We start from the raw sequence: 25,080 nt of genomic DNA, 5'->3' as shown, positions 1-25,080 counted from the left end.
AACAGGTTGAGGATTTTATCTATAATCCATGAGCGCCACGATTGCCGATACAATCTACGAAAATCTCAGACAGCAGATCATCACCGGTGATCTGAACGCCGGTGAGAAGCTGCGCCAGGATCATATCGCCAAGGCCTTTGAGACCAGCCATGTCCCCGTGCGCGAGGCTCTGCTGCGGCTCGAGGGGCATGGCCTTGCCAAAAGCGAACCGCGGCGCGGTATGCGGGTCGCAGTTCTCGACCCGGCCGAGGTGCGCGAAGTGGCCGAAATGCGCGTGGTGCTTGAGCCTTTGGCCCTGCAACATTCCGTGCAGAACATGACACCCAGTGATGTGAAACGCATGGATGAGGCGCGGATTGCCTGTGATGAGGCGCAGACCATGCCCGACTGGGAAACACGTAACCGGGTCTTTCACCGGGCGCTCCTGACGCCCTGCGGCATGCCGCGTCTGCTGCATACGATTGATGACCTTCATATCGCCAGCGCGCGTCATCTGTTTGCCCATTGGCGACCCAAGTGGAAACAGCGCGTCGACAAGGATCATCTGGCGATTGTTCAGGCGTTGAAACACAAGGATCTTGGCACCGCAACGACCATCCTGATCCGGCATATCCGCCGCGCCAGCTGAGGCTCCGACGATTCCGCCGCAAAAGAGCCCCTGTTCGTCGCATTGCGCCGTGGGCTTGGCTTTCGTATAGGCCACACCGACACGAACAGATTCTGTAGGGAGACGCCCAATGTCCAATGCGCAACTGGAAGCCGCCATCGAATCCGCCTGGGAGGCGCGCGATACCATCACGCCCGCAACAACAGGCGAACAGCGCGAAGCCATCGAAGACACGCTGAACGCGCTGGACAGCGGCGCATTGCGCGTTGCCGAAAAACTGGACAGCGGTGACTGGCACGTCAACCAGTGGGCTAAGAAAGCGGTTCTGCTGGGCTTCCGTATCAAGGACATGGAAATTCAGACCGGCGGCCCTCAGGCTGGTGGCTGGTGGGACAAGGTGGACAGCAAATTCGCCGGTTGGAGCGAAGACCACTGGAAGGCCGCCGGTTTCCGTGCCGTGCCCAACTGCGTTGTCCGTAAGTCGGCCTATATCGCGCCGGGCGCAGTACTGATGCCGTCTTTCGTGAACCTCGGCGCCTATGTCGACGAAGGCACCATGGTGGATACATGGGCGACCGTCGGGTCCTGCGCGCAGATCGGCAAGAACGTTCACTTGTCGGGCGGCGTCGGGATCGGCGGCGTGCTGGAGCCGATGCAGGCTGGCCCCACCATCATTGAAGACAATTGCTTTATCGGCGCGCGCTCTGAGGTGGTCGAAGGCTGCATCGTGCGTGAAGGCTCAGTTCTGGGCATGGGCGTGTTCATCGGCAAATCGACCAAGATCGTCGACCGTGAGACCGGCGAGGTCACCTATGGTGAGGTTCCGCCCTATTCCGTGGTCGTTGCAGGCTCGATGCCGTCGAAGAACAACATCAGCCTCTATTGCGCGGTGATCGTGAAGCGCGTGGATGAAAAGACCCGCTCGAAAACCGGGATCAACGAATTGCTGCGTGACTAAGCGCATTTCATCGAAACGATTGGCCGCAGCCCTGTGCTGCGGCCTTTTTTGTTAGGCTTTGACAGGATAGCGGTCCGGCTCTTCAAACACGTCGATCACGCGTGAGCCTGCTTTGATCTTACCGCCATGCTCGACGCCGTCCGGGATGGAGTAGCTGTCGCCGGGGCGAAAAATTCTGGTCTCAGTCCCTATCGTCAGCTCTACTTCGCCTTCGATGACAGTGCCCCATTGGGCCTTGTGGGCGTGCATCGGCAGTTCAAAATCTTTCAGGAAAGTGAAAAACGCCACCAGCCCGGCATCAGAGCGGATCACGGCTGTTTGCACGACGTCCTCGGGGAAGGGAACGTCAAGGCTGGGAAAGTCGGTAATGAAATCTGGAAAGGTCATCAAACATCCCTAGTAGCTTGTGAAAATACCACTATGCAGAGTTGTCAGCCCCATGCAAATGCTTGACCGTACAAGGGTGCAGAGCTATGGCCCCCTGCATGGAAAAACAAAAGAAACCCTCTCGTCAGCAAGTCTACACCCTGCTCGTGCAGATCGGCCGCAAGGAGGGCGATGGCCTGCCAGATGGCGCGACCGGAGCGGCCCTGATGTGCTTTGCCAGCGGCGTGGATGAGGCCGAGGCCGTGCGTGAAACGGTTGCGATCCTGAAACAGGCCGACACGGCCCCTCTGGACGTGACCGGCTATGGCACATTGGCCGAGCGCGAGGCGCAGGGGCATGACATCGACTCCGATGAACGCGCCCTGATGCAGCGGGCACTGGACGAGAACGCGGTCATTGTCGCGCAGATGACCCCGTTTTTTGACGAAGGTGCAAAAGGCTGACGACTGGCCTTCTTGCATTGACGATCCGCTCGGCGCATATCCAGAGGGCTTTACTGGATTGAGGTTCCTCATGCGTCGCTGGTTTTTCATCGCTGTTTCGGTCGCCATGGCATCGGTTGCCCATGCCGAGACGCGCGTCCCTCAATCGCAAGCCGAAATCTCGCTTGGTTTTGCCCCCGTGGTGAAAGAGGCCGCGCCCGCGGTTGTGAACATATATGCCAAGATCGTGCGGCAGGGGCGGTCGCGACCGTTATTCTCGGACCCGTTCTTTCAGGATTTCTTTGGGCGTGGATTTGGAGAGCCACAGCAGCGGGTCCAGAACTCGCTCGGTTCTGGCGTGATCCTGTCCGAGGATGGCTATGTGGTATCGAACTACCACGTGGTCGGCTCGGCCACTGAAATCCGTGTGGTCACAACCGACCGGCGCGAATTCACCGCCGAGGTGGTTTTGGGCCATGAGGAAAGCGATATCGCGATCCTGCGGCTGGAAGAGGCTCAGGGCCTGCCCTTCCTGAACATGCGTGATTCGGATCATGTTGAGGTGGGCGAGTTGGCCTTGGCGATCGGTAACCCGTTCGGGATCGGGCAGACGGTGTCCTCGGGCATTATATCGGGATTGGCGCGCACTGGCACGGCGACCGGGAACGCGCGCGGCTATTTTCTTCAGACCGATGCGGCGATCAACCCGGGCAACTCGGGTGGGGCCCTGATTGACGTGAATGGTGATCTGATCGGGATCAACACATCGATCCTGACGCGGTCCGGTGGTTCAAACGGGATCGGTTTCGCCATCCCGGCCAATCTGGTGGCCGAGTTTCTGCGGCAGGCGCAAGAGGGCAATGAAACTTTTGTCAGCCCCTGGGCGGGCATGAGCGGCCAGCACATGAGCGCCGACATTGCCGAGTCTCTGGGCTTGGTGATCCCTATGGGCGTGGTGATCTCGGATTTGCACGACCTTAGCCCTCTGGCCGAGGCCGGATTGCGGGTTGGCGATGTGGTCACACATGTGGACGGGGATGAGGTGAACTCTCCGGCCGAGATGAAATTCCGCATGTCCGTGGCGGGGGTCGGCGGCACATCCGTTCTGACCCGCTTGCGCGGTGAGGAAAGCGACGACGTCGAAGTGGCGCTGATCCGTGCGCCGGATACGCCAGATGCCGAAAAGACGACCTTGGATGAAAGCACCGTACTGCCCGAACTGACCGTCTCGGGCGTCAATCCGGCGGTGATCATTGATCTGGGGCTGAAACTGTCCCAATCCGGTGTCGTAGTTGTTGACCCCGGCCCATACGGCGCCCGCGCGGGTCTGCGTGTTGGCGACGTACTGGAGGCGATCAACGGCGCAGACATCGCGCGTCCCAACGACGTGGTGCGCGCACTGACCGATCCTGGGCGCAGGCTTAACATGGTGATCCAGCGTGGCGGCCGCAGCCTGTCCCTGCGATTCCGGCTGTAGCGCATGAGCGATCTGTTCGACACCGGCGCGGCCGAGCCTGCCGCGAACCCGCACCGTCCTTTGGCGGATCGCCTGCGCCCGCAAACGCTGGCCGAGGTGATCGGGCAAGAGCAGGTTCTAGGCCCTGATGCGCCATTGGGGGTCATGTTGGCCTCAGGCAGCCTGTCCAGCCTGATTTTCTGGGGGCCGCCGGGCGTTGGGAAAACGACCATCGCGCGGTTGCTGGCGCAGGAAACCGATCTGCATTTCGTTCAGATCAGCGCGATCTTTACCGGTGTGCCGGACCTGAAAAAGGTATTCGAAGCGGCAAAGATCCAGCGTCAAAACGGACAGGGGACGTTGCTGTTCGTGGATGAGATCCACCGCTTCAACAAAGCCCAGCAGGACGGGTTTCTGCCCCACATGGAAGACGGGACTATCCTGCTGGTCGGGGCGACGACCGAAAACCCCTCGTTCGAGTTAAACGCCGCGGTTTTGAGCCGATCGCAAGTTCTGGTGTTGGAGCGCCTGAGCCTCGCAGATCTGGAACGTCTGATCCAGCGGGCCGAGAAAGAGCTGGGCAAAGCGCTACCCCTGACGCCTGCCGCACGTGATGCACTGCACGAGATGGCAGATGGCGACGGGCGGGCCTTGTTGAACCTGATCGAACAGGTTGCGGCATGGAAGGTTGACGCACCGCTTGACCCGGATGCGTTGTCGACGCGTTTGATGCGGCGCGCGGCGAAATACGACAAATCCGGCGATGAGCATTACAACCTGATCTCGGCCTTGCACAAATCGGTGCGTGGTTCGGACCCAGACGCGGCGCTCTATTGGTTTGCGCGGATGCTGACCGGGGGCGAAGACCCGCGCTATCTGGCCCGTCGGATCACCCGCATGGCGGTTGAGGATATTGGTCTGGCCGACCCGCAGGCGCAGGCGATCTGTCTGCAATCGTGGGAGACCTACGAACGGCTCGGCTCCCCCGAGGGAGAGTTGGCGCTAGCGCAGGCGCTGGTCTATCTGGCGCTGGCCCCGAAATCGAACGGGGCCTATGTGGGCTACAAGGCCGCGATGCGCCTGGCGAAGCAATCGGGCAGTGAGCCGCCGCCGAAGCATATCCTGAACGCGCCTACCTCGTTGATGAAGGATCAGGGCTATGGCGACGGTTACGCCTATGACCACGATGCAGAAGATGGGTTCTCGGGTCAGAACTACTTCCCCGAGACGATAAAGCGGCCTGTGCTGTATCAACCGGTCGAACGTGGGTTCGAGCGTGAGTTGAAAAAACGGCTGGACTATTTCGCCAAACTGCGTACGCAGCGCAACAGCGGGTAACGCAGGGTCAATTTCGCGCTGCCGTAGCGTCACAGGCGACAGGTTGCAAACATCCGGTTTCCCTTCGGTCAATGACCATGAGGGAGGACATGTCATGCCCGTTTCCATTGACAAAACCGAAGACGTTTGGACCATCATCCATGACCGGCCCGAGGCGCGGAACGCTGTTGACCCGGATCATGCTAAGGCTCTGGTGGATGCGTTTCTTGAGTTCGAACACGGCCCCGCAAAGGTTGCCGTTTTCTGGGGGAAGGGGGGCAATTTCTGTGCCGGGTGGGACCTGAAGCTGGCCGCCAGTCTGGCTGACCCTGAATTGGGTGAGGCATATTACGAGAAACACAGCTTTCCTATTGGATCCGCTACCTCGACGCTTGGGCCAATGGGGCCGTCTCGGCTGGAATTGTCAAAGCCAGTTATCGGAGCCATTGACGGTGCAGCCGTCGCCGGCGGGATGGAGTTGGCCTTGTGGTGCGACATACGGGTGATGGCTGAGACGGCTTACCTTGGGGTTTTTTGTCGTCGCTGGGGAATTACTCTGATGGACGGCGGCACAGTTCGCTTGCCGCGCTTGGTTGGGCAGGGCAAAGCGCTTGAGATCGCTCTGACTGGGCGCAAGGTCGAGGCTGAGGAGTGCTATCGGATCGGGTTGGCAGAGAAAGTCGTGCCGCATGGAGAAGCGCGGGCCGCTGCCGAAGCCATGGCCCACGACATCGCCCGCTTCCCGCAGGAGGCTGTGCGGGCCGACCGACGCTCGATCATCGAAACGCGCGGGATGTCAGTGCGCGACGGGCTTAAGGTAGAATGGGCCAACGGTCTGGAGGCGATCCGGCGGGAGGGTACCGCAGGCGCAGGGCGGTTCCGAGACGGGGCCGGACGACATGGAGATTTCTTGAATATCTGAAACGCCTACGATTGCTTGACTCTCGACCAGTTGCAGGCCACAGACGCGCATGTTTTCTTGGACAGTGGTAACAGGATACTCCGGGCGGATCGGCCGCGCGGGACAAGGGGCGATGGCATGAGTGGCGTGCAGATGATTACGGTCGCAGAAGGTGACGGAGACCAGCGTGTGGATCGCTGGCTGCGCCGCCTGTTTCCGCATGTCAGCCAGGGGCGGATCGAAAAGATGTGCCGCAAGGGTGAGCTGCGCGTAGATGGCAGCCGCGCCAAGGCCTCGACCCGGCTGGAGGTCGGGCAGGTCGTCCGCGTTCCCCCGCTGCCGGATGCCGATCACAAACCGGCCGAGGTAAAGCGCAGCGTGTCCGAGGCGGATGCGAAGATGATCCAGTCCTGCGTGATCTATCGCGACGATCATGTGCTCGCGTTGAACAAGCCGCACGGCCTGCCGGTCCAGGGCGGCAGCGGTCAGAGCCGCCACGTCGACAGCCTGTCTGAGGCTCTACGCTTTGGCTATGACGAGAACCCGCGGCTGGTCCACCGGCTGGATAAGGACACATCGGGCGTTCTGCTGCTGGCCCGCACGCGCGAGGCCGCTAAAGGCCTAACTGCTGCCTTCCGTCACCGCGACACGCGTAAGATTTACTGGGCCTTAGTCGCCGGAGTGCCGACACCCTATCTGGGCGAGATCAAGACTGGTCTGGTCAAGGCCTCGGGCCATGGCAAGCAGGGCGAGGGCGAAAAGATGATCCCCGTCCATATGGGCGACATCGACAGCACGCCGGGCGCGAAACGAGCACATACCCATTACGCGACGCTCTATCGTGTCGCGGGCCGCGCCGCTTGGGTTGCGATGGAGCCGATTACGGGCCGTACCCATCAGCTGCGCGCGCAAATGGCCGCGATCGGGCATCCGATCATTGGCGACGGCAAATATGGTGGCTCGGGTCAGGAAAACCTCGGCGATGGCTGGGGCGCGCAACTGGGCGGGATCATCAGCAAAAAGCTGCACCTGCACGCACGCCGTTTGTCTTTCCAACACCCGATGACCCGCAAGCCGATCACGGTTGAGGCCCCTCTGCCCGAGCACATGAAGCACAGCTGGGACACGTTTGGCTGGACCGAAGACCTTGCCGCCGACGACCCCTTCGAGGAGCTGCAATGAGCGCACCCCTGCGTTTGGTCCTGTTCGATGTCGATGGCACGCTGGTCGACAGTCAGGGCAGCATCGTCCATTCGATGACGGCCAGTTTTCAGGCCGCCTCGGTCGAGGTGCCAAGCCGTGAGGCCATTTTGTCGATTGTCGGCCTGTCGTTGCCTTTGGCCATTGCACAGCTTGTGCCACAGCAGTCGACGACGGTTCAGGCGCAATTGGTTGAAGGCTATAAACAGGCCTATCACGCGCATCGGCTGGATCTTGGTGCGGCGAGTTCCCCCCTTTATCCCGGCGCGCGCGACGCGATCGAAGCCCTGCATGCGGTGCCCGAAATTCTGTTGGGTGTCGCCACTGGCAAATCGCAACGCGGTCTGGATGCGCTGATCGAAGCGCATGGGTTGGAGCGCTATTTCGTGACCCGTCAGGTGGCGGATCATCATCCGTCAAAACCTCATCCCTCGATGGTTCAGACTGCGTTGGCGGAAACCGGTGTTGAGGCTGCGCATGCGGTGATGATCGGGGATACCAGCTTTGACATGGACATGGCCGCCGCTGCAGGCGTCACCGGGATCGGGGTCTCGTGGGGGTACCACGACACTGCTGCGCTAAGTGCGGCCTCTTGTGTGATTGAAACCTTCGACCAGCTGCCGGATACGCTGGCCACTCTTTGGAAGTGAAGACATGAGCGACTGGAAACCGAAACGCTTTTGGACAAACAGCACCACGGTCGAGGCCGAGGACGGCTATACGGTCGAACTGGATGGCCGCCGGGTCAAAACGCCAGCCAAGGCGGCATTGATTCTGCCGACCAAAGCGATGGCCGAAGCCGTTGCCGCTGAATGGGATGCACAAGACAAAGAGGTCGACCCGACCACCATGCCCTTTACCCGCTCGGCCAATGCGGCGATCGACAAGGTGCGCATCCAGCAGGGCGAAGTGGCGGATATGCTGGCGGACTATGGAGACTCTGACCTGCTGTGCTATCGCGCCACCCATCCGCAAGAGCTGCAAGAGCGTCAGGCCGCAGACTGGGATCCCGCGTTGGACTGGGCGGCCGAGACCCTGCAGGCCCGACTGATTCCCGTGGCGGGTGTCCTGCATCAGCCCCAATCGGCTGAGGCGTTGGCGCAGTTGCGTCAGCAGGTCCATGCGCTGGATGCGTTTCAATTGGCGGCCTTCCACGATCTGGTCAGCTTGTCCGGGTCGTTGATTCTGGGATTTGCGGCGGCACAGGACTGGCGCGAACCGGACGAGATATGGCGCATTTCGCGACTTGATGAGGCCTGGCAGATCGAACAATGGGGCCATGATGACGAAGCCCACGCCGTGGCGGAAACAAAGAAAGCCGCGTTTTTGCACGCCAAGACCTTCTTCGATCTCTCTGTTTGATCCTTCCAACGTTGGTTTTTTTACGCATCTGCCTAATCCAGAGGCGGAGACCCATCGTTTTCCCTGATCCGACCCTTGACGTTTGTTTATGAATGCGACCAAACTCAAGCCCACTAAAGGGGAGACACCTTTGGGGTAACCTTTCCGGCATCCACTATGCCGGGCAGAGCCGCCCTTACCGGGGCGGAAAATCAGGAAGAGGTAAAAATGAAAAAATCCGTAATCTTGGGCGCGGCAACAGTGGCCGGTCTGGCCGCAGGTGCTGCCGCGGCGGGAACTGTAGACGACGTCAAGGCGCGCGGCACTCTGAACTGTGGCGTGACCACCGGTCTGGTTGGCTTCGCTGCACCTGACGCGAATGGCGAATGGAAAGGCTTCGACGTATCGCTGTGCCGTGCCGTTGCCGCCGCTGTTCTGGGCGACGCAAACGCAGTTGAATTCGTTCCGACTACCGGCAAGACGCGCTTCACCGCTCTGGCCTCGGGCGAGATCGACATGCTGGCCCGTAACACCACATGGACCTTCAGCCGCGACGTCGACCTGAAGTTCGAATTCACCGGTGTGAACTACTATGACGGTCAAGGCTTCATGGTTCCCAAGGCACTGGGCGTAAGCTCGGCCAAGGAACTGGACGGCGCGACTGTCTGCATCCAAACCGGCACCACCACCGAGCTGAACCTGGCCGATTTCTTCCGTGCCAACAACATCAGCTACGAGCCGGTTCCGATCGAAACCAACGCCGAAGCGCAGCAGCAGTACCTGGCTGGCGCATGTGACGTTTACACCACCGACGCTTCGGGCCTGGCCGCAACCCGCGCCACGTTCGAAAACCCTGGTGATCACGTCCTGCTGCCCGAAATCATCTCGAAAGAGCCGCTGGGCCCGCTGGTCCGTCACGGTGATCACGAGTGGGGCGATGTTGTCCGCTGGACCCTGAACGCGCTGGTTTCGGCTGAAGAGCTGGGCGTGACCTCGGCGAACATCGACGAGCTGGCAGCTGGCACCGACAACCCGGAAGTCAACCGTCTGCTGGGCACCGAAGGTACCCTGGGCGAGATGCTGGGTCTGGACGCACAGTGGGCCATGCGCGCCATCAAGGCGGACGGCAACTATGGTGAAGTGTTTGCCAAGAACATCGGTGAAGAAACTCCGATCGGTCTGGCACGCGGCCTGAACGCTCAGTGGACCGAAGGCGGCCTGCTGTACTCGCCGCCTTTCCGCTAAGACATCCACGGAAAAGGGCGCAGGACATCCTGCGCCCTTTTTCACTAATACTTACGCGAACGGACGCAGAGCGGGGACAACCTCGCCATAAAAACAAAGTCCGCTAGCTACGGGGATTCCAAAATATGTCGACTATGACTGACCCGCCGAAAGCTGATTTTCGGCTGTCGATGCTCATAAACGATACCCGCTACAGATCGCTGACCTTTCAGGTGATCGCGGCTATCGCTATTGCGCTATCCATTTGGTATCTGGGCAACAACCTGATCCAGAACCTTCGGGCCGCCGGCCTGAACATATCCTACACATTCCTCGGCGATTCCGCCGGGTACGACATCAACCAGCGTCTGATCGAATATGACAGCCAGTCCTCGCATGGGCGGGCAGCGGTTGTTGGGCTATTGAACACGCTGCTTGTGGCGTTTCTGGCCTGTATCACCGCAACGATATTCGGTGTGATCGCCGGGGTTCTGCGGCTCTCGAACAACTGGCTCGTCTCAAAGCTGATGGCAGTCTATGTCGAGATCTTCCGCAACATTCCGGTTCTGATCTGGATCATCATCATCTTCACGATCATGACGGCCGTTCTGCCGGGCCCGCGGGCGTTCCGCGGCGACAACCCGACGTCGAGCATGTTGTTTGATGCCTTCGCCTTCACCAACCGTGGGGTCTATATCCCCCGTCCGGAATTCGTACATGGTCTGTTCAGTGTAACCATTCTGAACTGGCTGTTGGTGATTGCCGGTCTGGTCGGATCATGGTTCGCCTCGCGCGAGATCGAAAAGCGGGCGACCAAGAAGCAGGAAGAGACCGGTGAACGCCCCAGAACGCTGCTGGTGAAACTGGGCGTCTGGCTGGTGCCGTTTGCGTTGCTGATGGTTCTGATGGGCCTGACCTGGGACATTCCCGCGCTGAAGGGCTTTAACTTCAGCGGAGGTATCAAGGTCGGTGGTCCGCTGATCGCTTTGTGGTTCGCCTTGTCGATCTACACCGGGGCCTTTATCGCGGAAAACGTGCGGGCCGGTATTCAGGCGATCTCGAAAGGTCAGACTGAGGCTGCAGCCGCGCTGGGTCTGCGTCAGGGTCGGATCATGAATCTGGTCATCCTGCCGCAAGCGCTGCGGGTGATCATTCCGCCGCTGATTTCGCAGTATCTCAACATCACCAAAAACTCGTCTCTGGCGATTGCCGTGGGCTATGCGGATATTACCGCGACGTTGGGCGGTATCACCCTGAACCAGACCGGTCGTGCGATCGAATGCGTTCTACTGCTGATGCTGTTCTACCTCACCGCCTCGCTGGTGATCTCGATGGTGATGAACGTCTACAACGCATCCGTCAAGTTGAAGGAGCGCTGAGCCATGGCCGATCAAACAACCAATCCGATCGCTTTCGTGGCCGAAGGCACCATCCCACCTTCTCCGCCCCCGGCGAATGAGACGGGCGTGGTCAAATGGCTGCGCGAGAACCTGTTCTCGGGCGTTACCAACACCATCCTGACGGTTCTGTCGCTGATCCTGATCTACATCCTTCTGAAGAATACGCTGCCGTGGATTCTGAACGGGGTGTGGAATGCGAACTCGCTGGCAGAGTGTCGTGAGATTCTAGGTGGCAAGACAGGCGCGTGTTTTGCGGTTCTGACCGAACGCTGGCCTCAGCTGATCTACGGCTTCAAATACCCGGTTGACGCGTACTGGCGCCCCAACCTGGCCTTTGTGCTGATGCTGGTGGCCTTTGCGCCGGTGCTGTTCTTCGACTTGCCGCGCAAGATGCTGATCTTCACGGCGCTCTACCCGTTCATTGCGTTCTGGCTGATCTGGGGTGGCACCATTCTGGTCCCGCTTGTGGCTCTGCTGGGTTGCGTCGCGGGCGGCGCCGTTTTCCAGAAATTCGGCAAGAACAGCTTTGCGGCCGGCTTCTTCGGGGCCATCGTTGTGGCGCTTGTCGTTTGGAATGTTGGCGGAGCGCTGATACCGGAAGGTGCTTCTGAAGACGCGATGCTTACAGCTGTTCCCAGCCGTGATCTCGGAGGCTTCATGCTGAACATGATGCTGGGTGTCACTTGTGTGTCGCTGTCGGTTCCGTTGGGCATAGCCCTTGCACTGGGCCGTCAGTCCGACATGCCGCTGATCAAGTGGGTGAGCGTCATCTTCATCGAATTCATCCGTGGCGTGCCTCTGATCACGCTGCTGTTCGTGGCTTCGGTGATGCTGGCCTACTTCTTCCCGCCTGACAGCACGGTCGACCTGTTCCTGCGCGTTGTGATCATGATCACCATGTTCTCAGCCGCCTATATCGCCGAGGTGATCCGCGGCGGTCTGGCAGCGCTTCCCCGTGGACAGTATGAAGCAGCAGACAGCCTTGGTCTGGATTACCCTCAGGCGATGCGGTTGATCATCCTGCCGCAGGCTCTGAAGATCTCGATCCCTGGTATCGTGAACGTGGCCGTTGGCCTGTTCAAGGACACCACACTGGTTTCGGTCATTTCGATGTTCGATCTGGTGGGCATGATCCGAGGCCCCATCCTGGCGTCAACCGAATGGAACGGCGTCTATTGGGAGCTTCTAGGCTTTGCCGCGCTTCTGTTCTTCGTCGTCTGCTACGGCATCTCTCAATATTCTCAGTGGCTCGAGCGTCGCCTTGCCACCGATCATCACTAAGGAGTTCAACACATGTCTGAACTTGCAATTGACCGCGAAATCGACCGCTCGAAGATGCAGGTGAGCGACGAGGTCGCCATCGATATCAACGGAATGAACAAGTGGTACGGCTCATTCCACGTGCTGCGCGACATCAATCTGACCGTCAACCAAGGCGAGCGGATTGTGATCGCGGGCCCGTCCGGCTCGGGCAAATCCACCCTGATCCGCTGCCTTAACGCGCTGGAGGAACACCAGCAGGGCAAGATCGTGGTGGACGGGATCGAACTGTCGAATGACCTGAAAAACATCGACAAGATCCGGTCCGAGGTTGGCATGGTGTTCCAGCATTTCAACCTGTTCCCGCATCTGACCATTCTGGAGAACTGCACGCTGGCCCCGATCTGGGTGCGCAAAACGCCCAAGAAAGAGGCTGAAGAGCGCGCGATGCATTTCCTCGAGAAGGTGAAGATCCCCGATCAGGCGTTGAAGTACCCGGGTCAACTGTCCGGTGGTCAGCAGCAGCGTGTGGCGATTGCCCGCTCGCTCTGCATGATGCCGCGGATCATGCTGTTCGATGAACCGACATCGGCGCTTGACCCGGAGATGATCAAAGAGGTGCTCGACACCATGATTGAGCTGGCCGAAGAAGGCATGACCATGCTCTGTGTGACCCACGAGATGGGCTTTGCGCGTCAGGTTGCCAACCGCGTTATCTTCATGGATGCCGGCCAGATCGTGGAACAGAACGAACCGGAAGAGTTCTTCAACAACCCGAAGAGCGAACGCACCAAGCTGTTCCTCAGCCAGATCCTCGGACACTGATCGAGGTTAAACCAAAGGAAAGGCGGGGTTTTGCCCCGCCTTTTTTATTTCAGAAGCTCGCGCGGGATAGCGAAGCCCAAGACCTTGCCTCTGTGCTTCTGGATGTCGGACCACTTGTCGATCTCAAACTGGATCACCGTTGTGGCGCAGGTCGGGTAGTCGTGGAACCGTGCGTGCTCAGGCGCGGTTTCGACAAGCTGAGCCGCGAATTGGGCAATCCCGGGATTGTGGCCCAGCATCATCACAGTTCGGCCTGTTGCCGTTTTCAACTCGGCAAGCATCGCATCCGGCCCCGCCAGATAGAGGTCATAGGCGTAGTAGGCGTTTTCAGCATTCAGACCCATGTGGTCCCAGGTCTCACGCGTTCGGACCGAGTTCGAGCTCAGAAGCTCATCCGGGACCCAGCCGTTTTTCTTGAGCCAAGATCCAATCGCCGGGGCTGAGGCTCGCCCACGTTTGTTCAGTGGTCGCTCATGATCACTGAGGTTGGGATCATCCCAGCTGGACTTGGCATGGCGGGTCAGGATCAGGGTGTGTGTCATGACGAATGAAAAGCCCTCATATGATGTGCGGATTGGTCCGGGTCTCGGCCTGCGCGGGCGCTGACCGGGCAGGAGAGGCGCGCGAGGCACCCTCCGGTCATGCAGATCTGCCCCTCGGGCGTGGCAAGGTGAGCGTGGCAGGCGTCGACATTGTAAAAGCTCTGATCATTCAGCGCACCCACCGGGCAGGTCTGCGTGCAAGGCGCTGCGCATGAGGCGCAGGGCGAAGGGGCGGTTGCTTGGGGAATCGCGAATTCATCGTCGAAATGAAGCGCGCCGCGCAGTGAGATCATCATGCCCATCTGGTCATGTACCAGCGCGCCCACCGGGCTGCTGAAGGTTCGCCCGGATTTCAACGCCCAGTCAATGAACGGCGCGTATGGAGGGCCGCCGAAGGGAAAATGCGCCTTGGCCCCCAAGTCCTGAGCCAGTTGGCTGACCACACGTAGTGACCAGCGATCGACCGGGTCCTTGCCCTGCCATTCCGGCGCGGCTTTCAACTGGGGCCAGAACTCGGACCCTGCGCCCAGTAGGATCAGCGTTCCGCCATCCAGTTGTTTCGCTTGAACCTGACGCGGGTGCAGCGCGCCCATGACGATCAGCCCAACCCGCTGCGCCGCGCGTTCGACACGGTCATAAATGTTGTGAGAGGAGGCGGGCTGTTGGGTCATATCTCCTCCGGTTTGGTATTAGTCGGGGCGTATCAGCGACCCGGCGCCGTGTTCGGTGAACAGCTCCAGCAGGACTGCGTTGGGCGCGCGTCCGTCCAGAATAACCACCGCACGCACTCCACTATGCAGCGCATCCAGCGCGGTTTCGGTCTTTGGGATCATACCACCGGCAATGGTGCCTTCCAGAGTCATTTCACGGATCTGACCGGCCTTCAGCTCGGTCACGACGTCGCCAGCAGCGTTCTTGACGCCCGAGACGTCCGTCAGCAGCAGCAGGCGATCCGCTTTCAGTGCCGAGGCGATAGCCCCCGCAGCGGTGTCGCCGTTGACGTTAAAGGTCTCTCCCTCGGTGCCCGCGCCTAGAGGCGCGATGACCGGGATCACGTCATGCGAGAACAGGTCGTGCAGGACCTTGGGGTCCATCTTCGACGGAGACCCTACAAAGCCCAGCGAAGGATCGGTCTGTTCGCAGGTCATCAGGTTGGCGTCCTTTCCCGACAGGCCCACAGCGGTGCCGCCCTGACGGTTGATCGCCTGCACGATCCGCTTGTTCACGAGGCCGGACAGGACCATCTCGACCACTTCGACCGTCGCTTTGTCGGTGACGCGCTTGCCGCCCACAAACTCGGACTGGATGTCCAGCTGTTTGAGCATCGCGTTGATCATCGGTCCGCCGCCATGCACGATCACCGGGTTCACACCGACCTGCCGCATTAGCACGACGTCGCGGGCAAAGCTGTCCATCGCCTCGTCGCTGCCCATGGCGTGGCCACCCAGCTTGATGACGACAATCGCGCCATCGTAGCGCTGCAAATAGGGCAAAGCGCTGTTAAGGGTTGCAGCGGTGGCGATCCAGTCCCGGTTCATGTCTCGTGTCTTCATGGCTGTCAGTCCTCTGATCCACCCTGTTAGGGCGTTTGGACCGGGCTGCCAAGACCATACCGCTGCAAATGCAGAATACGAGAGCCGCGCCGGGTTGGCGCGAACCCTGTTCAGATCAGCTCATCGCGCGTTTCATCGCGGGAATATTGCTGAGGATCAGCAGGTCGAAGGCCAGTACACCCAACAGGGTCAGCCCTACCAGCGGGAAAGCCATAGCTGTGAACAGCCCGATCAGGACCGCGCCTTTCCACAGCGGCAATTCCGCAGGCATCGGTGGAGCCGCCAGACGACGCGCCTTTTGCGGGCGGCGCTTGACCCACATCACCACGCCCGAGACGCAGACGAAGATCACCGATAGGCAGAACACCACGTTGAGAATGAAGTTCCACGTGCCCATCAACCCCATATGGAATGGGATCCCAACGGCCATGGATTTGCCCATCAGCGAATAGTCCGTATACCGTACATCGGCCAGGATTTTGCCGGTGTATTGGTCGACATGGACAGTTCGGTCGTTCACGGGATCGGTCGAGTCGCTGCTCATGCTGTCGCGGTTGAGCGTCCAGACGCCATCTTTGCCGCCCGGATAGGCCACTCGGAATCGTCCGCTCATCTCCAATGCCGTTCCCAAAGCGACTAGCGCGTCGATATCGACTAAAGTGCCCTCTGGCACGCCCTCAATGCCCGCGTCAGAGCCGGAGGAAGGCATGGGCGTTTGCTCAAGCGCCCACGGCACGTCGTTCTGATGACCGTGGTTCATGCTGGCATGGGTTTCATCCGACAAGGGCACATTGTCCCACTTCTCCGCTGGGAAGCTACTCCAGGGTTGAACGATCATACCGCCCCAGACCCCGGCCCAAGACAGGCCCGAGATAAGGAAGACGACCAGCAACAACGACATCCAGAAGCCGACCACTGCGTGCAAGGACTTCCACAACGCGCGCCCTCGCGCCTTGAGGTTGGGCACAAATGCCGCCATCGCATTGCTGCGTGGCCACCATAGATAGAGACCGGTGAACACCAGAACGAGGCTCAGGCCTGCGGCGATTTCAAGGATGCGGTCGCCAGTGGTACCGATCAGAAGGGTCGAGTGGATATTGTCCGCTAGATCATACCATCCGGCGCGGCGATCCCAGATTTCCAGAACCTGACCTGCGTAGGGGTCAACCGCCACCAAGCGTTGACCTGCATCAGTTTTGATGCGGAAGACGGTGGCCAGATCCTCGGCCTTGGGGCCGATCCATTCGATGACCTGCCCGGGAACCTCGGCCAAAGCGACCTCAGCTTGTTGCGAGACGGGCAGGGCTTTGCCTTCGACCGTGACGGCGATCTTTTCGCCATCGCGCCCGTCAAACTGAGTGATAAACATCATCATCAAACCGGTGACGGCGAGGATGATCAGAAACGGGATCACGAAAATCCCGGTGTAGAAGTGCCACCGCCACGCGGCGAAGTAGAATTTTTGCGCAGCTGTATTCTGCATCGGGGCTGTGCCCGAAGTTTGGCTATCCATTGCCATTTGAAATCTCCATATACAGACATCCCTCGCGCGCAGGTGCGCGCAGGGTCAAAACAAGGTTTCGCTGTTTCAGGAGGAGTGGGGTGGTCCCCGCGCATCATAGCGGGGGTAAAGCCCTGCACTGCGATGGGTGAAATCGGAATGATCCCAGCGCGGCTGCAATTGGAAATCCGCTGGAATGATCAACTCAAATCCGGGCAAACTGGCATCCGCAGTGAGCCCCGCAAAAGGGCACATGGAGCGCGTGTCATTCTCATCATGGATCGGATCGTCCGGGTTCAGATCGACCCATTGCTCGACCGTTCCCTCACCTGTGCAAAGCACCAGTAGGATCTTGCCGTCATTGCCTTGCGCTGGCATCCATCCCTGCGGAATTGCACTGGTCGCGAGCAGTGCAAGCAGGGTCAGAACACCAAAGACGCGCAGGATCAGGGTCATTCTAGATGGGCGATGATCGAGCGAAGCGTCGGCACCCCATCCCCTTTTTCCGAGGATGTCAGAACGATCTCAGGGTATGCGGCAGGGTGTTTGGACAGGGCTGTACGCACTTGGTTCAGCACTTTCTCGCGGTCGTTGGCCTTCACCTTGTCGGCCTTGGTCATGACGCATTGAAACGTCACGGCGCTCGTGTCCAGCAGCTTCATGATCTCGTCATCCACAGGCTTCACCCCGTGGCGCGCATCAATCAGAACAAAGGCTCGACGCAGAGTTTGCCGCCCGCTGAGATACTGCTTCAACAGCCGCTGCCATTTCTCAACTACCTTGACCGGAGCATTGGCGTAGCCATAGCCGGGCAGGTCCACCAGATACAGCTCAGGACCTTGGGTGAAAAAGTTGATCTCTTGCGTGCGGCCGGGTGTGTTTGAGGCGCGTGCCAGGCCCTTGGTGCCGGTCAGCGCGTTGATCAGGCTGGACTTTCCGACATTCGAGCGTCCAGCAAAACAGACCTCAAGCCGGTCGGGGGCGGGCAGGCCGTTCATCGCGACGACGCCTTTGACGAACTCGGATTCACCTGCAAACAGCTTGCGCCCACGCTCCAGCGCGAACGCGTCAGGATCTTCGGCCAGAGGGAAGGGCAGGGCAGTCATAGCAGTTGAACCTTATCGTCAATGCGGATTTCACCGCCTCGGATCACCTCGGCATAAACGCCGAAATCCTGATGGTCCCAACTGTTCAGGGCACCAAGTGTATCTGCGTCCCGCTCGCCCGTGTCGGGGTTGGCAGTGGTTGCCAGACAGCGCGTGATCCGTTCGCGCACGTGGAACACGGCCTGTCCAATCTGAACTTCACGCCCGAGCCAATCGAACTCCTCCCACAGGGGCAGGCCATCGAACCAGATATTGCCGCGCCAGCGGATGGGCGAGAGCTCACGGCCCAGCTTCTGTTCGACTGCGCGGTGGCTGGCCATGTTGCACAGGCTGATGGAGGGGAAATCACTGTCGGTCATGCCCCGACCGGGCACACGCACGATCCGCGCCGATGCGGCGCGATCCGCAGGCATCAGCGGTTTGACCCACTCCAGAAAGATGTCTTGCTGGGTATCGGGCGCAAAGCTCAGATCCGGACGATCAGGGTGGCGCAAGGTCACGCTATCGCCGTGGGATTCGGCCGAGATCGCCATCAGCTTGGGCGCCTTCGCGCCGCGGCTGAAATTTACGCAAGGTGCCCATTCCGAGCCGTCGGTCTTGGCAGCCTCATGCGCGACGGCCCAAACACGATCCCCGGGCATGGTCTGCCCGGGGAGTACAGTGATCTCGGTCAGGGCTTCTCGCCCATGGCTCTTGATCGGGTGCCGCCAGAGGGCTGAGACCTGCCCGCTCATTTGCCGTCCGTTTTCGGCGTGCGCTTGAAGCCGGATTTGATGTTGCCGAACACGTCCGGCTTATATCCTTGGCTGCGCATGATCAGATACTGCTGGGTGAAGGTGATGGTGTTGTTGGCAATCCAGTAAACCACCAGACCGCTGGCAAACCCGCCCAGCATGAACATGAAGACCCACGGCATCCAGGCAAAGATCATCGCCTGTGTCGGATCGGTTGGCGCCGGGTTCAGCTTTTGTTGCAGCCACATCGAGATACCCAACAGCAGGGGCAGGATCCCGATAAAGATCAGCGCAAGGAAGCTCTCAGGCGCGGGTGCGGCCCAGGGCAACAAGCCAAACAAGTTGTAGATCGAGGTCGGGTCCGGTGCGCTGAGGTCCTGGAAAGGACCAAACCACGGGGCCTGACGCAGTTCGATGGTGACGAAAATCACCTTGTACAGCGAGAAGAAGATCGGGATCTGCATCAGGATCGGCAAACAGCCCGCTGCGGGGTTGACCTTTTCCTTCTTGTACAGCTCCATCATGCCCTGCTGCATCTTCTGACGGTCGTCGCCCGCAGCCTCTTTCAGGGCCTCCATCTGCGGCTGAAGTTCCTTCATCTTCGCCATCGAGACGTAGGATTTGAATGCCAGCGGGAACAGGATCGCCTTGATGATCAGCGTCAGGCCGATGATGGACCAACCCATGTTACCGATCAGAAGGTTGATGTTGTGCAGCAGCCAGAAAATCGGTTTCGTTAGGAAGAAGAACCAACCCCAGTCGATGCTGTCGATGAATTTCTGAACACCCTCGGATTGGTATTCCCGAATGGCTTCCCATTCCTTCGCACCCGCGAACAGGCGGGTGCTGACCTCTTCCGTTGCACCCGGAGCCACTGTCAGGGTCGGAAGCACTGTTTCGGTCTGATAGATTTTGCGGCGAGAATCGTATTTTGCGGCTGCTTTGAAGGCCGATCCGGGCTCGGGGATCAGTGTTGTCATCCAGTAGTGATCGGTGAACCCGATCCAACCGTCTTCTTTGACCTGATAGACCTCGGCCTGCGCGCGTTCGTTCGGGTCGATGTCGAAGTCACGGACATCGCCATAGTCGACCTCGGTCAAGGTTCCGTCGGCCATGCCGATCACGCCTTCATGCAGGATGAAGAAGTTCTTGAGGCCCGGCAGATCGCCGTCTTCGCCAATGCCATGGCGGGCCAGAATGCCGTAAGGGGCCATGCTAACCTCGGCGCCGGTGGCGTTTTCGACGGATTGGGTCACCGAGAACATGTAGTTTTCGTCCACCGAGACTGTGCGGCGGAAGGTCAGGCCGTTTCCGTTGTCCCACGCCAGTGTGATGGGGGTGTCTACGCCCAATGTCTCGCCCTGCTCAAGCGTCCAAAGGGTGTTAGGGCCGGGAACATCCGTGCCGCTCACGCCGGATCCGGGGGCCCAGCCATAGAGGGCGTAATAGGCCGAGTCCGACCCGACCGGGGCCAGAAGTTCGACGATCGGTGCGTCTTCCTCAAGCGAGACTTTGTAATCCTTCAGGAACAGCTCATCAATGCGGCCGCCCGACAGCGACAGGCTGCCTTTCAGACGGGGCGTATCAATCGCAACGCGCGGCGCTTGCTCTTCGGGCTGAGCCTCTTCCGCGGTCGCGGTTGCCTCGCCAACCGTTCCGGTGCCGCTTGCGCTGGGCGTTTGAATCTCTGACCCTTCGGTTGCTGCAATCTCGGTCTGTTCCGTTCCGGGCGTGGGTTCCGGCGGAGGGAACAACACGAACCAGACCAGGATCACGAGAAAGCTGAGCGCGGTTGCAAGGATGAGATTCTTGTTCTGATCGTCCATCTGGGACAGCCACCTTGAGCAGTGAAAGACACCCGCAGGGTTCAATAGAGTGCAGGCCCAAAGGTCAAGCGGAATCGGCCGTAAATTCGTCGCGCCGTGGCATTCCAGGCCACTCTTTCACGGAATTCAGCCGGTTTGGCGTCCGATTTTCGGAACCCCGTTCATCCTGCCGTTGTGCGCGGCCATCCAGTCCAATGTCTTTTCGAACGGCATTGGCTTGCCAATACCAAAGCCCTGCACGTGATCACATCCAAGCTGGGCCATTATGGCATGTTCCCCTGGTGTCTCGACCCCTTCCGCCAGCGTCTCGAGGTTCAAACGTTCTGCCATGGTCAGGATGGCGCTGGCCATCTGTTGCTGACTGGGGTCTTGATCGGATTTGGCAACGAATGAGCGGTCGATCTTGATCCGCGTGACGTTGAACCGCTTGATCGACGCAATTGAGGCATGGCCGGTGCCGAAATCATCCAAATCAATACAACACCCCAAAGCCGCAAGGCCGGTGACATTGCGGGTGATCACGTCGTCGGGGCGGCGGGAAAAGACGGTCTCTAACACTTCGACGGTCAGCCTGTCGGGGGTCAGGTCGAATTGATCAAGCTCCCATTTGAGGCGGTCGATCAAACTAGGTCCGCGCAGCTCATCCGAGGAGAAGTTGACGCCCATACGTGGCACAATAACGCCCGCCCTGTCCCAGGACCGCATGGCGGTGAAGGCGTGGTTCCGGACGGCCTGACCCAAACGCTCCATCAAATCGGCTTGTTCGGCGAAGGGCAGGAAGACTTGAGGGCTCAGTACACCTTTTTGCGGATGTTCCCACCGGGCCAGCGCCTCAAAACCCGTAACGCGGCCGGTATCCGTGGATACCTGTGGTTGGAACCACGGGCGGATATCGCCATGATCCAGTGCCGCCTCGAACTCCTTGCGCAGATTGCTTCGGACCAGTGACCTGCGCCGGGTCTCGGAGGAATAGGCCCGAATCGTCGAGGGCCCACAGCGCTGTGCCTCGGTCAACGCATCGGTACTTGCGGCTTTCCAGTCTGCAACCGTGTCGCCAGAAAAAGTATTGTTCTGGCAAAAACCAATCGAACACGTCAGGTAGAGGCCGATTCCGTTGAGCATGATCGGCTCTTCCACCACAGACAGGATGCGCCCGGACATCTGAATACAGGCCTCGAGATCCAATTGCTGCGACGGGTGCAGCCCGATCATCAAGCCGTCGTACCCGACCAACATCGCAATGTCATCGTCGCGGATCATCGAAAGAACCCGGCTGCAGAACTGCTGGTGGATGTGATCGGCGGCGGCCTGGCCGTGAATATCCACAACCTCGGGAAAGCCGTCGATTGCAATGGCGATGCAGGCTATGCCAGCCTCCTGCTGTCGCGCGATTTCTAACTTTTCTGTCAGTGCCAGATTGAACTGGTCGTTCGGCAGCACACCACAGATTGCCTGCCCTGCACGCCTTTTCGACTTATTGCTCACAATCCCAGCTACTGCGAACATCAAAGGTACCCCAAGCGTCACACTGACAAGCGCACGTTCGCCGCCCAACCAAAAAGCCCCAAGGCTGAGCGCTGGCAGAAAGGCCAGCGCAGATGGCCCGCTGAGGGCAGAGGTCACAGGACGGAGAAAACGATCAAAATCAGGAAGTTTCCGCATAGCTATTCCGGGCCTTGGGCATCGAGCGCTCAAGGTGAACCGTAGGAAACCAGTCTGAGTCAGACGTTAACGCAACTGCGGAATTTCAGCCGAATTTTCGTCTTTTTTGCCAAGATCCAGGGAAAGCCCTGAAAAGTCGAACAATTTTGGGTCCAGCAAATGGGAGGGGCGGGCGTTGGTCAGGGCGCGGAACATAACCTGACGGCGGCCGGGGCTGTTCTTTTCCCACTGATCGAGAATCTGTTTGACCTGCTGGCGCTGCAACCCATCCTGACTGCCACACAGATCGCAGGGAATGATCGGGTAATTCATCGCCTTGGCGAATTTCTCGCAATCGGCCTCGGCCACATGGGCCAGTGGGCGGAAGACGAATAGGTCACCTTCCTCATTAACCAGTTTGGGCGGCATTGTTGCCAGACGCCCGCCGTGGAACAGGTTCATGAAGAAGGTTTCCAGAATGTCATCGCGGTGATGGCCCAGCACCACGGCCGAGCAGCCCTCTTCCCGTGCGATGCGATACAGGTTGCCCCGGCGCAGGCGCGAACACAGGGCGCAATAGGTCCGGCCTTGGGGAACCTTGTCCATCACAACGGAATAGGTGTCCTGGTACTCGATCCGGTGGGGAACGCCCATCCGATCCAGAAACTCGGGAAGGACGGTGGCTGGAAAGCCCGGCTGTCCCTGATCCAAGTTGCAGGCCAGCAAATCGACCGGCAGCAACCCGCGCCATTTCAGCTCATAAAGAACAGCAAGCAGGGTATAGCTGTCTTTGCCGCCCGACAGGCACACCAGCCAGCGTGGCGGCTTGCCGTCCTTGTCATGGGCAGACGGGTCGATCATCCCGTACTGCTCGATCGCCTCACGGGTCTGGCGCACGATGCGTTTGCGCAGCTTCTTGAACTCGGTCGTCGAGGGCGCGCCAGCAAACAGCGGATGGATATCGTCGGCTTCATCAAACATGGGCCGTGATTACAGCGCAGGATGCGCGCGGGCAAGGTGTCGTGAACCCGGGCCAGTTTTTGGGGAAAGCGCCGCCTGTGCTATGCTCTGCGGATTTATCGACGGAGTTTAAAATGGACTATTTCTTTACCGTCCGCGGACGCAGCGGCAATACCTATTCAAACAAACTGGGCAAGGCGCGCTATCTGGCGATACCGTCCAACGTAAAGACACCAGCACGTAAACATGAAATCCGAATCTCTGACTGGCTGGACAAGGTGCAGCAGGCCGCCGGAGCAACAGATCACGAAAAGGGCCACATCGTCTTTTTCGTGCATGGCTTCAACACCGAGCAGTTCGAGATGTTGGAGCGGCACCGCAAGATCCGCAAAGGGCTTGAGGCCCATGGCTTCAAAGGTGTGATCGTCAGCTTTGACTGGCCAAGCGACGGCTCGGTCTTGGGCTACAGCTCGGACAGGGCCGATGCCCGGCGCTCGGCGGACAAGTTGTTCAATGACGGGATCAGACGTTTGTCCAAAATGCAGACCCCTGATTGCCCCCACAATGTTCACGTTCTGGCGCATTCCATGGGTACCTTTCTGGTGCGCGAGGCTATGGATTACGCCGATGACGACCATGAGATCGCCCAGCACAGTTGGACCACTAGCCAGATCGCCTTTGTCGCGGCGGATGTCTCGGCCAAGTCTTTCCGTCAGGGTAGCGCCAAGACCTCATCCCTTATGCGGCGTTGCACGAGGTTGACCTGCTACTACAGCCCGTTTGATGAGGTTCTTTCGATCTCTGAGGTAAAGCGCGTGGGCGTTTCGCGCCGGTTGGGGCGTGTGGGTATGCCCTCAGACCACCCTGAAAAGGCGGTCAACCTATATTGCGGCAAGTTCTTCAATGACAATCGCGCGGATTACCCGGATGGGCCATCCGCCAGCCACAGCTGGTATTTCGACTCGCCACGATTCTACGAGGATTTGCACCACACTCTGCTTGGGAAGTTGGATCGTGAGGTTATCCCGACCCGAAAGTTTACGGACCGAGGGAATCTGGCGCTGGTCTAATCGTCTTCGGATTTCTCGGGCACCGGGTCATACCCCGTGCCGCCCAATGGGTGGCAGCGCCCGATTCTACGGGCGGCCAGCCACGCGCCCTTGATCGCGCCGTGTTTCTCTAGCGCTTCCAACGCATAGGCCGAACAGGTCGGTTGGTAGCGACAATTGAATCCGACCCACGGGCTGAAAACCAAACGGTATATGCGCACGGGCAGGGCGAATATGCGCGCCAGCAGGGTCATTTGCGAAGGGCATGGATTTTGCGCAGCGCATAGCGCAGATCGTCGAGCATGGCGTCAAACGCCCGCCCGGCGGTGACCTCGGCGCGGCCGATCAGGACATAGTCCCAGCCGTCATGCCCCTGTGTGGGCAGGACTGCGCGGGCGGCTTCGCGCAGGCGGCGCTTGGCGCGGTTGCGGGACACCGCATTGCCGACCTTTTTGGAACACGTAAACCCGACGCGAATGCCTGCGCCCTCGTCCGAAGCGCGCCTGCGCGCCTGCACCATCATCGAGGATGTGCCTTGTCGACGCGCCCGCGCTGCTTTCAGGAAATCAGAACGATTCTTGAGAATGGTCAGAGGTTTGGGCGCGCAAACGGACGCCGCCGGGGGCTTGACCCTCGGTTGGCTGATACCATCCTCAGGGGCCTCCGGCGGCGTCATGTTCATAACCTGATCGGTGAGGCGTTTTACGCGCTCAGCGATTTGCGGCCGCGTGCACGGCGCGCGTTCAGGATTTTGCGGCCGGCTTTGGTGGCCATGCGCGCGCGGAAACCGTGGCGGCGTTTGCGAACCAGGTTCGAAGGCTGATAGGTGCGTTTCATCGCTCCGTCTCCAATCTATAGCGGTGGGTGCGG

General features: G+C 59.6%; 28 protein-coding genes. 14 read left to right on the top strand and 14 right to left on the bottom strand.

The window, feature by feature from the left end; all coding sequences use genetic code 11:
• Window positions 1–28: 28 nt before the first annotated feature.
• Complete coding sequence (locus ACR0IP_RS21720; RefSeq protein ID WP_480527925.1) at window positions 29–628, top strand: GntR family transcriptional regulator; 600 nt, start codon at window positions 29–31, stop codon at window positions 626–628.
• 109 nt (window positions 629–737) lie between these two features.
• The gene (gene dapD, locus ACR0IP_RS21715; protein ID WP_425083747.1) at window positions 738–1,565 is read left to right on the top strand and encodes a 2,3,4,5-tetrahydropyridine-2,6-dicarboxylate N-succinyltransferase; all 828 of its coding nucleotides are present in this window, start codon (window positions 738–740) and stop codon (window positions 1,563–1,565) included.
• Between the two features lie 51 nt (window positions 1,566–1,616).
• Here dapD and ACR0IP_RS21710 read toward each other — a convergent pair whose 3' ends face one another.
• Entirely contained in the window at window positions 1,617–1,952 is a 336-nt protein-coding gene (locus ACR0IP_RS21710) for a cupin domain-containing protein (RefSeq protein WP_480527922.1), read from the bottom strand.
• Window positions 1,953–2,050: 98 nt separating this feature from the next.
• Here ACR0IP_RS21710 and ACR0IP_RS21705 point away from each other — a divergent pair, with 98 nt between their 5' ends.
• The 11 genes from ACR0IP_RS21705 (at window position 2,051) to ACR0IP_RS21655 (ending at window position 13,298) form a co-directional block, all read left to right on the top strand.
• Entirely contained in the window at window positions 2,051–2,395 is a 345-nt protein-coding gene (locus ACR0IP_RS21705; protein WP_170662979.1) for a hypothetical protein, read from the top strand.
• Window positions 2,396–2,465: 70 nt separating this feature from the next.
• Window positions 2,466–3,851 carry a trypsin-like peptidase domain-containing protein gene (locus ACR0IP_RS21700; protein WP_480527920.1) on the top strand — a complete coding sequence of 462 codons (1,386 nt, stop codon included), beginning with the start codon at window positions 2,466–2,468 and terminating at the stop codon, window positions 3,849–3,851.
• A 3-nt stretch (window positions 3,852–3,854) separates the two neighbouring features.
• Window positions 3,855–5,168 (top strand): replication-associated recombination protein A, encoded by a 1,314-nt coding sequence (locus ACR0IP_RS21695; protein WP_480527918.1) that lies wholly within the window; start codon window positions 3,855–3,857, stop codon window positions 5,166–5,168.
• Window positions 5,169–5,262: 94 nt separating this feature from the next.
• Window positions 5,263–6,069 (top strand): crotonase/enoyl-CoA hydratase family protein, encoded by an 807-nt coding sequence (locus ACR0IP_RS21690; RefSeq protein WP_480527916.1) that lies wholly within the window; start codon window positions 5,263–5,265, stop codon window positions 6,067–6,069.
• A 117-nt stretch (window positions 6,070–6,186) separates the two neighbouring features.
• Window positions 6,187–7,230 carry an RluA family pseudouridine synthase gene (locus ACR0IP_RS21685; RefSeq protein ID WP_480527914.1) on the top strand — a complete coding sequence of 348 codons (1,044 nt, stop codon included), beginning with the start codon at window positions 6,187–6,189 and terminating at the stop codon, window positions 7,228–7,230.
• On the top strand, window positions 7,227–7,898 hold the full coding sequence (locus ACR0IP_RS21680) for an HAD-IA family hydrolase (RefSeq protein WP_170667867.1): 672 nt from the start codon (window positions 7,227–7,229) through the stop codon (window positions 7,896–7,898). Before ACR0IP_RS21685 ends, ACR0IP_RS21680 begins: the two co-directional genes overlap by 4 nt.
• A gap of 4 nt (window positions 7,899–7,902) precedes the next feature.
• Window positions 7,903–8,610: an ATP12 family chaperone protein gene (locus ACR0IP_RS21675; RefSeq protein WP_480527912.1), complete on the top strand. Its 708-nt coding sequence runs from the start codon at window positions 7,903–7,905 to the stop codon at window positions 8,608–8,610.
• A 207-nt stretch (window positions 8,611–8,817) separates the two neighbouring features.
• The gene (locus ACR0IP_RS21670) at window positions 8,818–9,834 is read left to right on the top strand and encodes an amino acid ABC transporter substrate-binding protein (RefSeq protein WP_170375963.1); all 1,017 of its coding nucleotides are present in this window, start codon (window positions 8,818–8,820) and stop codon (window positions 9,832–9,834) included.
• Between the two features lie 125 nt (window positions 9,835–9,959).
• On the top strand, window positions 9,960–11,192 hold the full coding sequence (locus ACR0IP_RS21665; RefSeq protein ID WP_480527910.1) for an amino acid ABC transporter permease: 1,233 nt from the start codon (window positions 9,960–9,962) through the stop codon (window positions 11,190–11,192).
• Window positions 11,193–11,195: 3 nt separating this feature from the next.
• The gene (locus ACR0IP_RS21660) at window positions 11,196–12,494 is read left to right on the top strand and encodes an amino acid ABC transporter permease (RefSeq protein WP_170375959.1); all 1,299 of its coding nucleotides are present in this window, start codon (window positions 11,196–11,198) and stop codon (window positions 12,492–12,494) included.
• A 12-nt stretch (window positions 12,495–12,506) separates the two neighbouring features.
• A complete protein-coding gene (locus ACR0IP_RS21655) occupies window positions 12,507–13,298 on the top strand; it encodes an amino acid ABC transporter ATP-binding protein (protein WP_170375957.1) in 792 nt (263 codons plus the stop codon).
• A gap of 44 nt (window positions 13,299–13,342) precedes the next feature.
• Here ACR0IP_RS21655 and ACR0IP_RS21650 read toward each other — a convergent pair whose 3' ends face one another.
• The 10 genes from ACR0IP_RS21650 to ttcA all read right to left on the bottom strand — a co-directional run bounded on the left by ACR0IP_RS21650 (window position 13,343) and on the right by ttcA (window position 23,182).
• Window positions 13,343–13,840, bottom strand: coding sequence for a histidine phosphatase family protein (locus ACR0IP_RS21650; protein WP_170644173.1), 498 nt, complete (start codon window positions 13,838–13,840; stop codon window positions 13,343–13,345).
• Complete coding sequence (locus tag ACR0IP_RS21645) at window positions 13,837–14,511, bottom strand: ferredoxin (RefSeq protein WP_480527907.1); 675 nt, start codon at window positions 14,509–14,511, stop codon at window positions 13,837–13,839. The genes ACR0IP_RS21650 and ACR0IP_RS21645 overlap by 4 nt, the downstream gene beginning before the upstream one ends.
• A gap of 18 nt (window positions 14,512–14,529) precedes the next feature.
• Window positions 14,530–15,393 (bottom strand): acetylglutamate kinase, encoded by an 864-nt coding sequence (gene argB / locus ACR0IP_RS21640; RefSeq protein WP_170375950.1) that lies wholly within the window; start codon window positions 15,391–15,393, stop codon window positions 14,530–14,532.
• A 115-nt stretch (window positions 15,394–15,508) separates the two neighbouring features.
• A complete protein-coding gene (locus ACR0IP_RS21635; RefSeq protein WP_480527905.1) occupies window positions 15,509–16,912 on the bottom strand; it encodes a PepSY-associated TM helix domain-containing protein in 1,404 nt (467 codons plus the stop codon).
• Window positions 16,913–16,981: 69 nt separating this feature from the next.
• A complete protein-coding gene (locus tag ACR0IP_RS21630) occupies window positions 16,982–17,350 on the bottom strand; it encodes a DUF2946 domain-containing protein (protein WP_480527903.1) in 369 nt (122 codons plus the stop codon).
• Entirely contained in the window at window positions 17,347–18,000 is a 654-nt protein-coding gene (gene yihA / locus ACR0IP_RS21625; protein WP_480527901.1) for a ribosome biogenesis GTP-binding protein YihA/YsxC, read from the bottom strand. The genes ACR0IP_RS21630 and yihA overlap by 4 nt, the downstream gene beginning before the upstream one ends.
• Window positions 17,997–18,734, bottom strand: coding sequence for an MOSC domain-containing protein (locus ACR0IP_RS21620; RefSeq protein WP_480527899.1), 738 nt, complete (start codon window positions 18,732–18,734; stop codon window positions 17,997–17,999). The genes yihA and ACR0IP_RS21620 overlap by 4 nt, the downstream gene beginning before the upstream one ends.
• On the bottom strand, window positions 18,731–20,560 hold the full coding sequence (gene yidC / locus ACR0IP_RS21615) for a membrane protein insertase YidC (RefSeq protein ID WP_170375940.1): 1,830 nt from the start codon (window positions 20,558–20,560) through the stop codon (window positions 18,731–18,733). Before yidC ends, ACR0IP_RS21620 begins: the two co-directional genes overlap by 4 nt.
• 126 nt (window positions 20,561–20,686) lie before the next feature.
• On the bottom strand, window positions 20,687–22,222 hold the full coding sequence (locus ACR0IP_RS21610) for a putative bifunctional diguanylate cyclase/phosphodiesterase (RefSeq protein ID WP_480527897.1): 1,536 nt from the start codon (window positions 22,220–22,222) through the stop codon (window positions 20,687–20,689).
• A gap of 66 nt (window positions 22,223–22,288) precedes the next feature.
• Complete coding sequence (gene ttcA, locus ACR0IP_RS21605) at window positions 22,289–23,182, bottom strand: tRNA 2-thiocytidine(32) synthetase TtcA (RefSeq protein ID WP_170469425.1); 894 nt, start codon at window positions 23,180–23,182, stop codon at window positions 22,289–22,291.
• 113 nt (window positions 23,183–23,295) lie between these two features.
• On the opposite strand from ttcA, the gene ACR0IP_RS21600 reads away from it, so the two are divergent.
• A complete protein-coding gene (locus tag ACR0IP_RS21600) occupies window positions 23,296–24,231 on the top strand; it encodes an alpha/beta fold hydrolase (protein WP_480527895.1) in 936 nt (311 codons plus the stop codon).
• Here the strand turns inward: ACR0IP_RS21600 and yidD are convergent.
• The 3 genes from yidD to rpmH are packed head-to-tail and all read right to left on the bottom strand — an operon-like array spanning window position 24,228 to window position 25,047.
• The gene (yidD, locus tag ACR0IP_RS21595; RefSeq protein ID WP_480527893.1) at window positions 24,228–24,431 is read right to left on the bottom strand and encodes a membrane protein insertion efficiency factor YidD; all 204 of its coding nucleotides are present in this window, start codon (window positions 24,429–24,431) and stop codon (window positions 24,228–24,230) included. The two genes, ACR0IP_RS21600 and yidD, sit on opposite strands and share 4 nt — an antisense overlap.
• 29 nt (window positions 24,432–24,460) lie before the next feature.
• Window positions 24,461–24,886: a ribonuclease P protein component gene (rnpA, locus tag ACR0IP_RS21590; protein ID WP_480527891.1), complete on the bottom strand. Its 426-nt coding sequence runs from the start codon at window positions 24,884–24,886 to the stop codon at window positions 24,461–24,463.
• A gap of 26 nt (window positions 24,887–24,912) precedes the next feature.
• Window positions 24,913–25,047: a 50S ribosomal protein L34 gene (gene rpmH / locus ACR0IP_RS21585; protein WP_005980833.1), complete on the bottom strand. Its 135-nt coding sequence runs from the start codon at window positions 25,045–25,047 to the stop codon at window positions 24,913–24,915.
• Between the last annotated feature and the right edge of the window lie 33 nt (window positions 25,048–25,080).

The organism is Ruegeria sp. AL11 (assembly GCF_056540865.1).
The sequence above is the reverse complement of the archived record's forward strand: the minus strand, read 5'-3'. Positions and strand labels throughout refer to the sequence as shown.

Coding starts and splice junctions, on each gene's coding strand:
- ACR0IP_RS21720 (WP_480527925.1), top strand. CDS start 29: ATGAGCGCCACGATTGCCGATACAATCTACGAAAATCTCAGACAGCAG.
- dapD (WP_425083747.1), top strand. CDS start 738: ATGTCCAATGCGCAACTGGAAGCCGCCATCGAATCCGCCTGGGAGGCG.
- ACR0IP_RS21710 (WP_480527922.1), bottom strand. CDS start 1,952: ATGACCTTTCCAGATTTCATTACCGACTTTCCCAGCCTTGACGTTCCC.
- ACR0IP_RS21705 (WP_170662979.1), top strand. CDS start 2,051: ATGGAAAAACAAAAGAAACCCTCTCGTCAGCAAGTCTACACCCTGCTC.
- ACR0IP_RS21700 (WP_480527920.1), top strand. CDS start 2,466: ATGCGTCGCTGGTTTTTCATCGCTGTTTCGGTCGCCATGGCATCGGTT.
- ACR0IP_RS21695 (WP_480527918.1), top strand. CDS start 3,855: ATGAGCGATCTGTTCGACACCGGCGCGGCCGAGCCTGCCGCGAACCCG.
- ACR0IP_RS21690 (WP_480527916.1), top strand. CDS start 5,263: ATGCCCGTTTCCATTGACAAAACCGAAGACGTTTGGACCATCATCCAT.
- ACR0IP_RS21685 (WP_480527914.1), top strand. CDS start 6,187: ATGAGTGGCGTGCAGATGATTACGGTCGCAGAAGGTGACGGAGACCAG.
- ACR0IP_RS21680 (WP_170667867.1), top strand. CDS start 7,227: ATGAGCGCACCCCTGCGTTTGGTCCTGTTCGATGTCGATGGCACGCTG.
- ACR0IP_RS21675 (WP_480527912.1), top strand. CDS start 7,903: ATGAGCGACTGGAAACCGAAACGCTTTTGGACAAACAGCACCACGGTC.
- ACR0IP_RS21670 (WP_170375963.1), top strand. CDS start 8,818: ATGAAAAAATCCGTAATCTTGGGCGCGGCAACAGTGGCCGGTCTGGCC.
- ACR0IP_RS21665 (WP_480527910.1), top strand. CDS start 9,960: ATGTCGACTATGACTGACCCGCCGAAAGCTGATTTTCGGCTGTCGATG.
- ACR0IP_RS21660 (WP_170375959.1), top strand. CDS start 11,196: ATGGCCGATCAAACAACCAATCCGATCGCTTTCGTGGCCGAAGGCACC.
- ACR0IP_RS21655 (WP_170375957.1), top strand. CDS start 12,507: ATGTCTGAACTTGCAATTGACCGCGAAATCGACCGCTCGAAGATGCAG.
- ACR0IP_RS21650 (WP_170644173.1), bottom strand. CDS start 13,840: ATGACACACACCCTGATCCTGACCCGCCATGCCAAGTCCAGCTGGGAT.
- ACR0IP_RS21645 (WP_480527907.1), bottom strand. CDS start 14,511: ATGACCCAACAGCCCGCCTCCTCTCACAACATTTATGACCGTGTCGAA.
- argB (WP_170375950.1), bottom strand. CDS start 15,393: ATGAAGACACGAGACATGAACCGGGACTGGATCGCCACCGCTGCAACC.
- ACR0IP_RS21635 (WP_480527905.1), bottom strand. CDS start 16,912: ATGGCAATGGATAGCCAAACTTCGGGCACAGCCCCGATGCAGAATACA.
- ACR0IP_RS21630 (WP_480527903.1), bottom strand. CDS start 17,350: ATGACCCTGATCCTGCGCGTCTTTGGTGTTCTGACCCTGCTTGCACTG.
- yihA (WP_480527901.1), bottom strand. CDS start 18,000: ATGACTGCCCTGCCCTTCCCTCTGGCCGAAGATCCTGACGCGTTCGCG.
- ACR0IP_RS21620 (WP_480527899.1), bottom strand. CDS start 18,734: ATGAGCGGGCAGGTCTCAGCCCTCTGGCGGCACCCGATCAAGAGCCAT.
- yidC (WP_170375940.1), bottom strand. CDS start 20,560: ATGGACGATCAGAACAAGAATCTCATCCTTGCAACCGCGCTCAGCTTT.
- ACR0IP_RS21610 (WP_480527897.1), bottom strand. CDS start 22,222: ATGCGGAAACTTCCTGATTTTGATCGTTTTCTCCGTCCTGTGACCTCT.
- ttcA (WP_170469425.1), bottom strand. CDS start 23,182: ATGTTTGATGAAGCCGACGATATCCATCCGCTGTTTGCTGGCGCGCCC.
- ACR0IP_RS21600 (WP_480527895.1), top strand. CDS start 23,296: ATGGACTATTTCTTTACCGTCCGCGGACGCAGCGGCAATACCTATTCA.
- rnpA (WP_480527891.1), bottom strand. CDS start 24,886: ATGACGCCGCCGGAGGCCCCTGAGGATGGTATCAGCCAACCGAGGGTC.
- rpmH (WP_005980833.1), bottom strand. CDS start 25,047: ATGAAACGCACCTATCAGCCTTCGAACCTGGTTCGCAAACGCCGCCAC.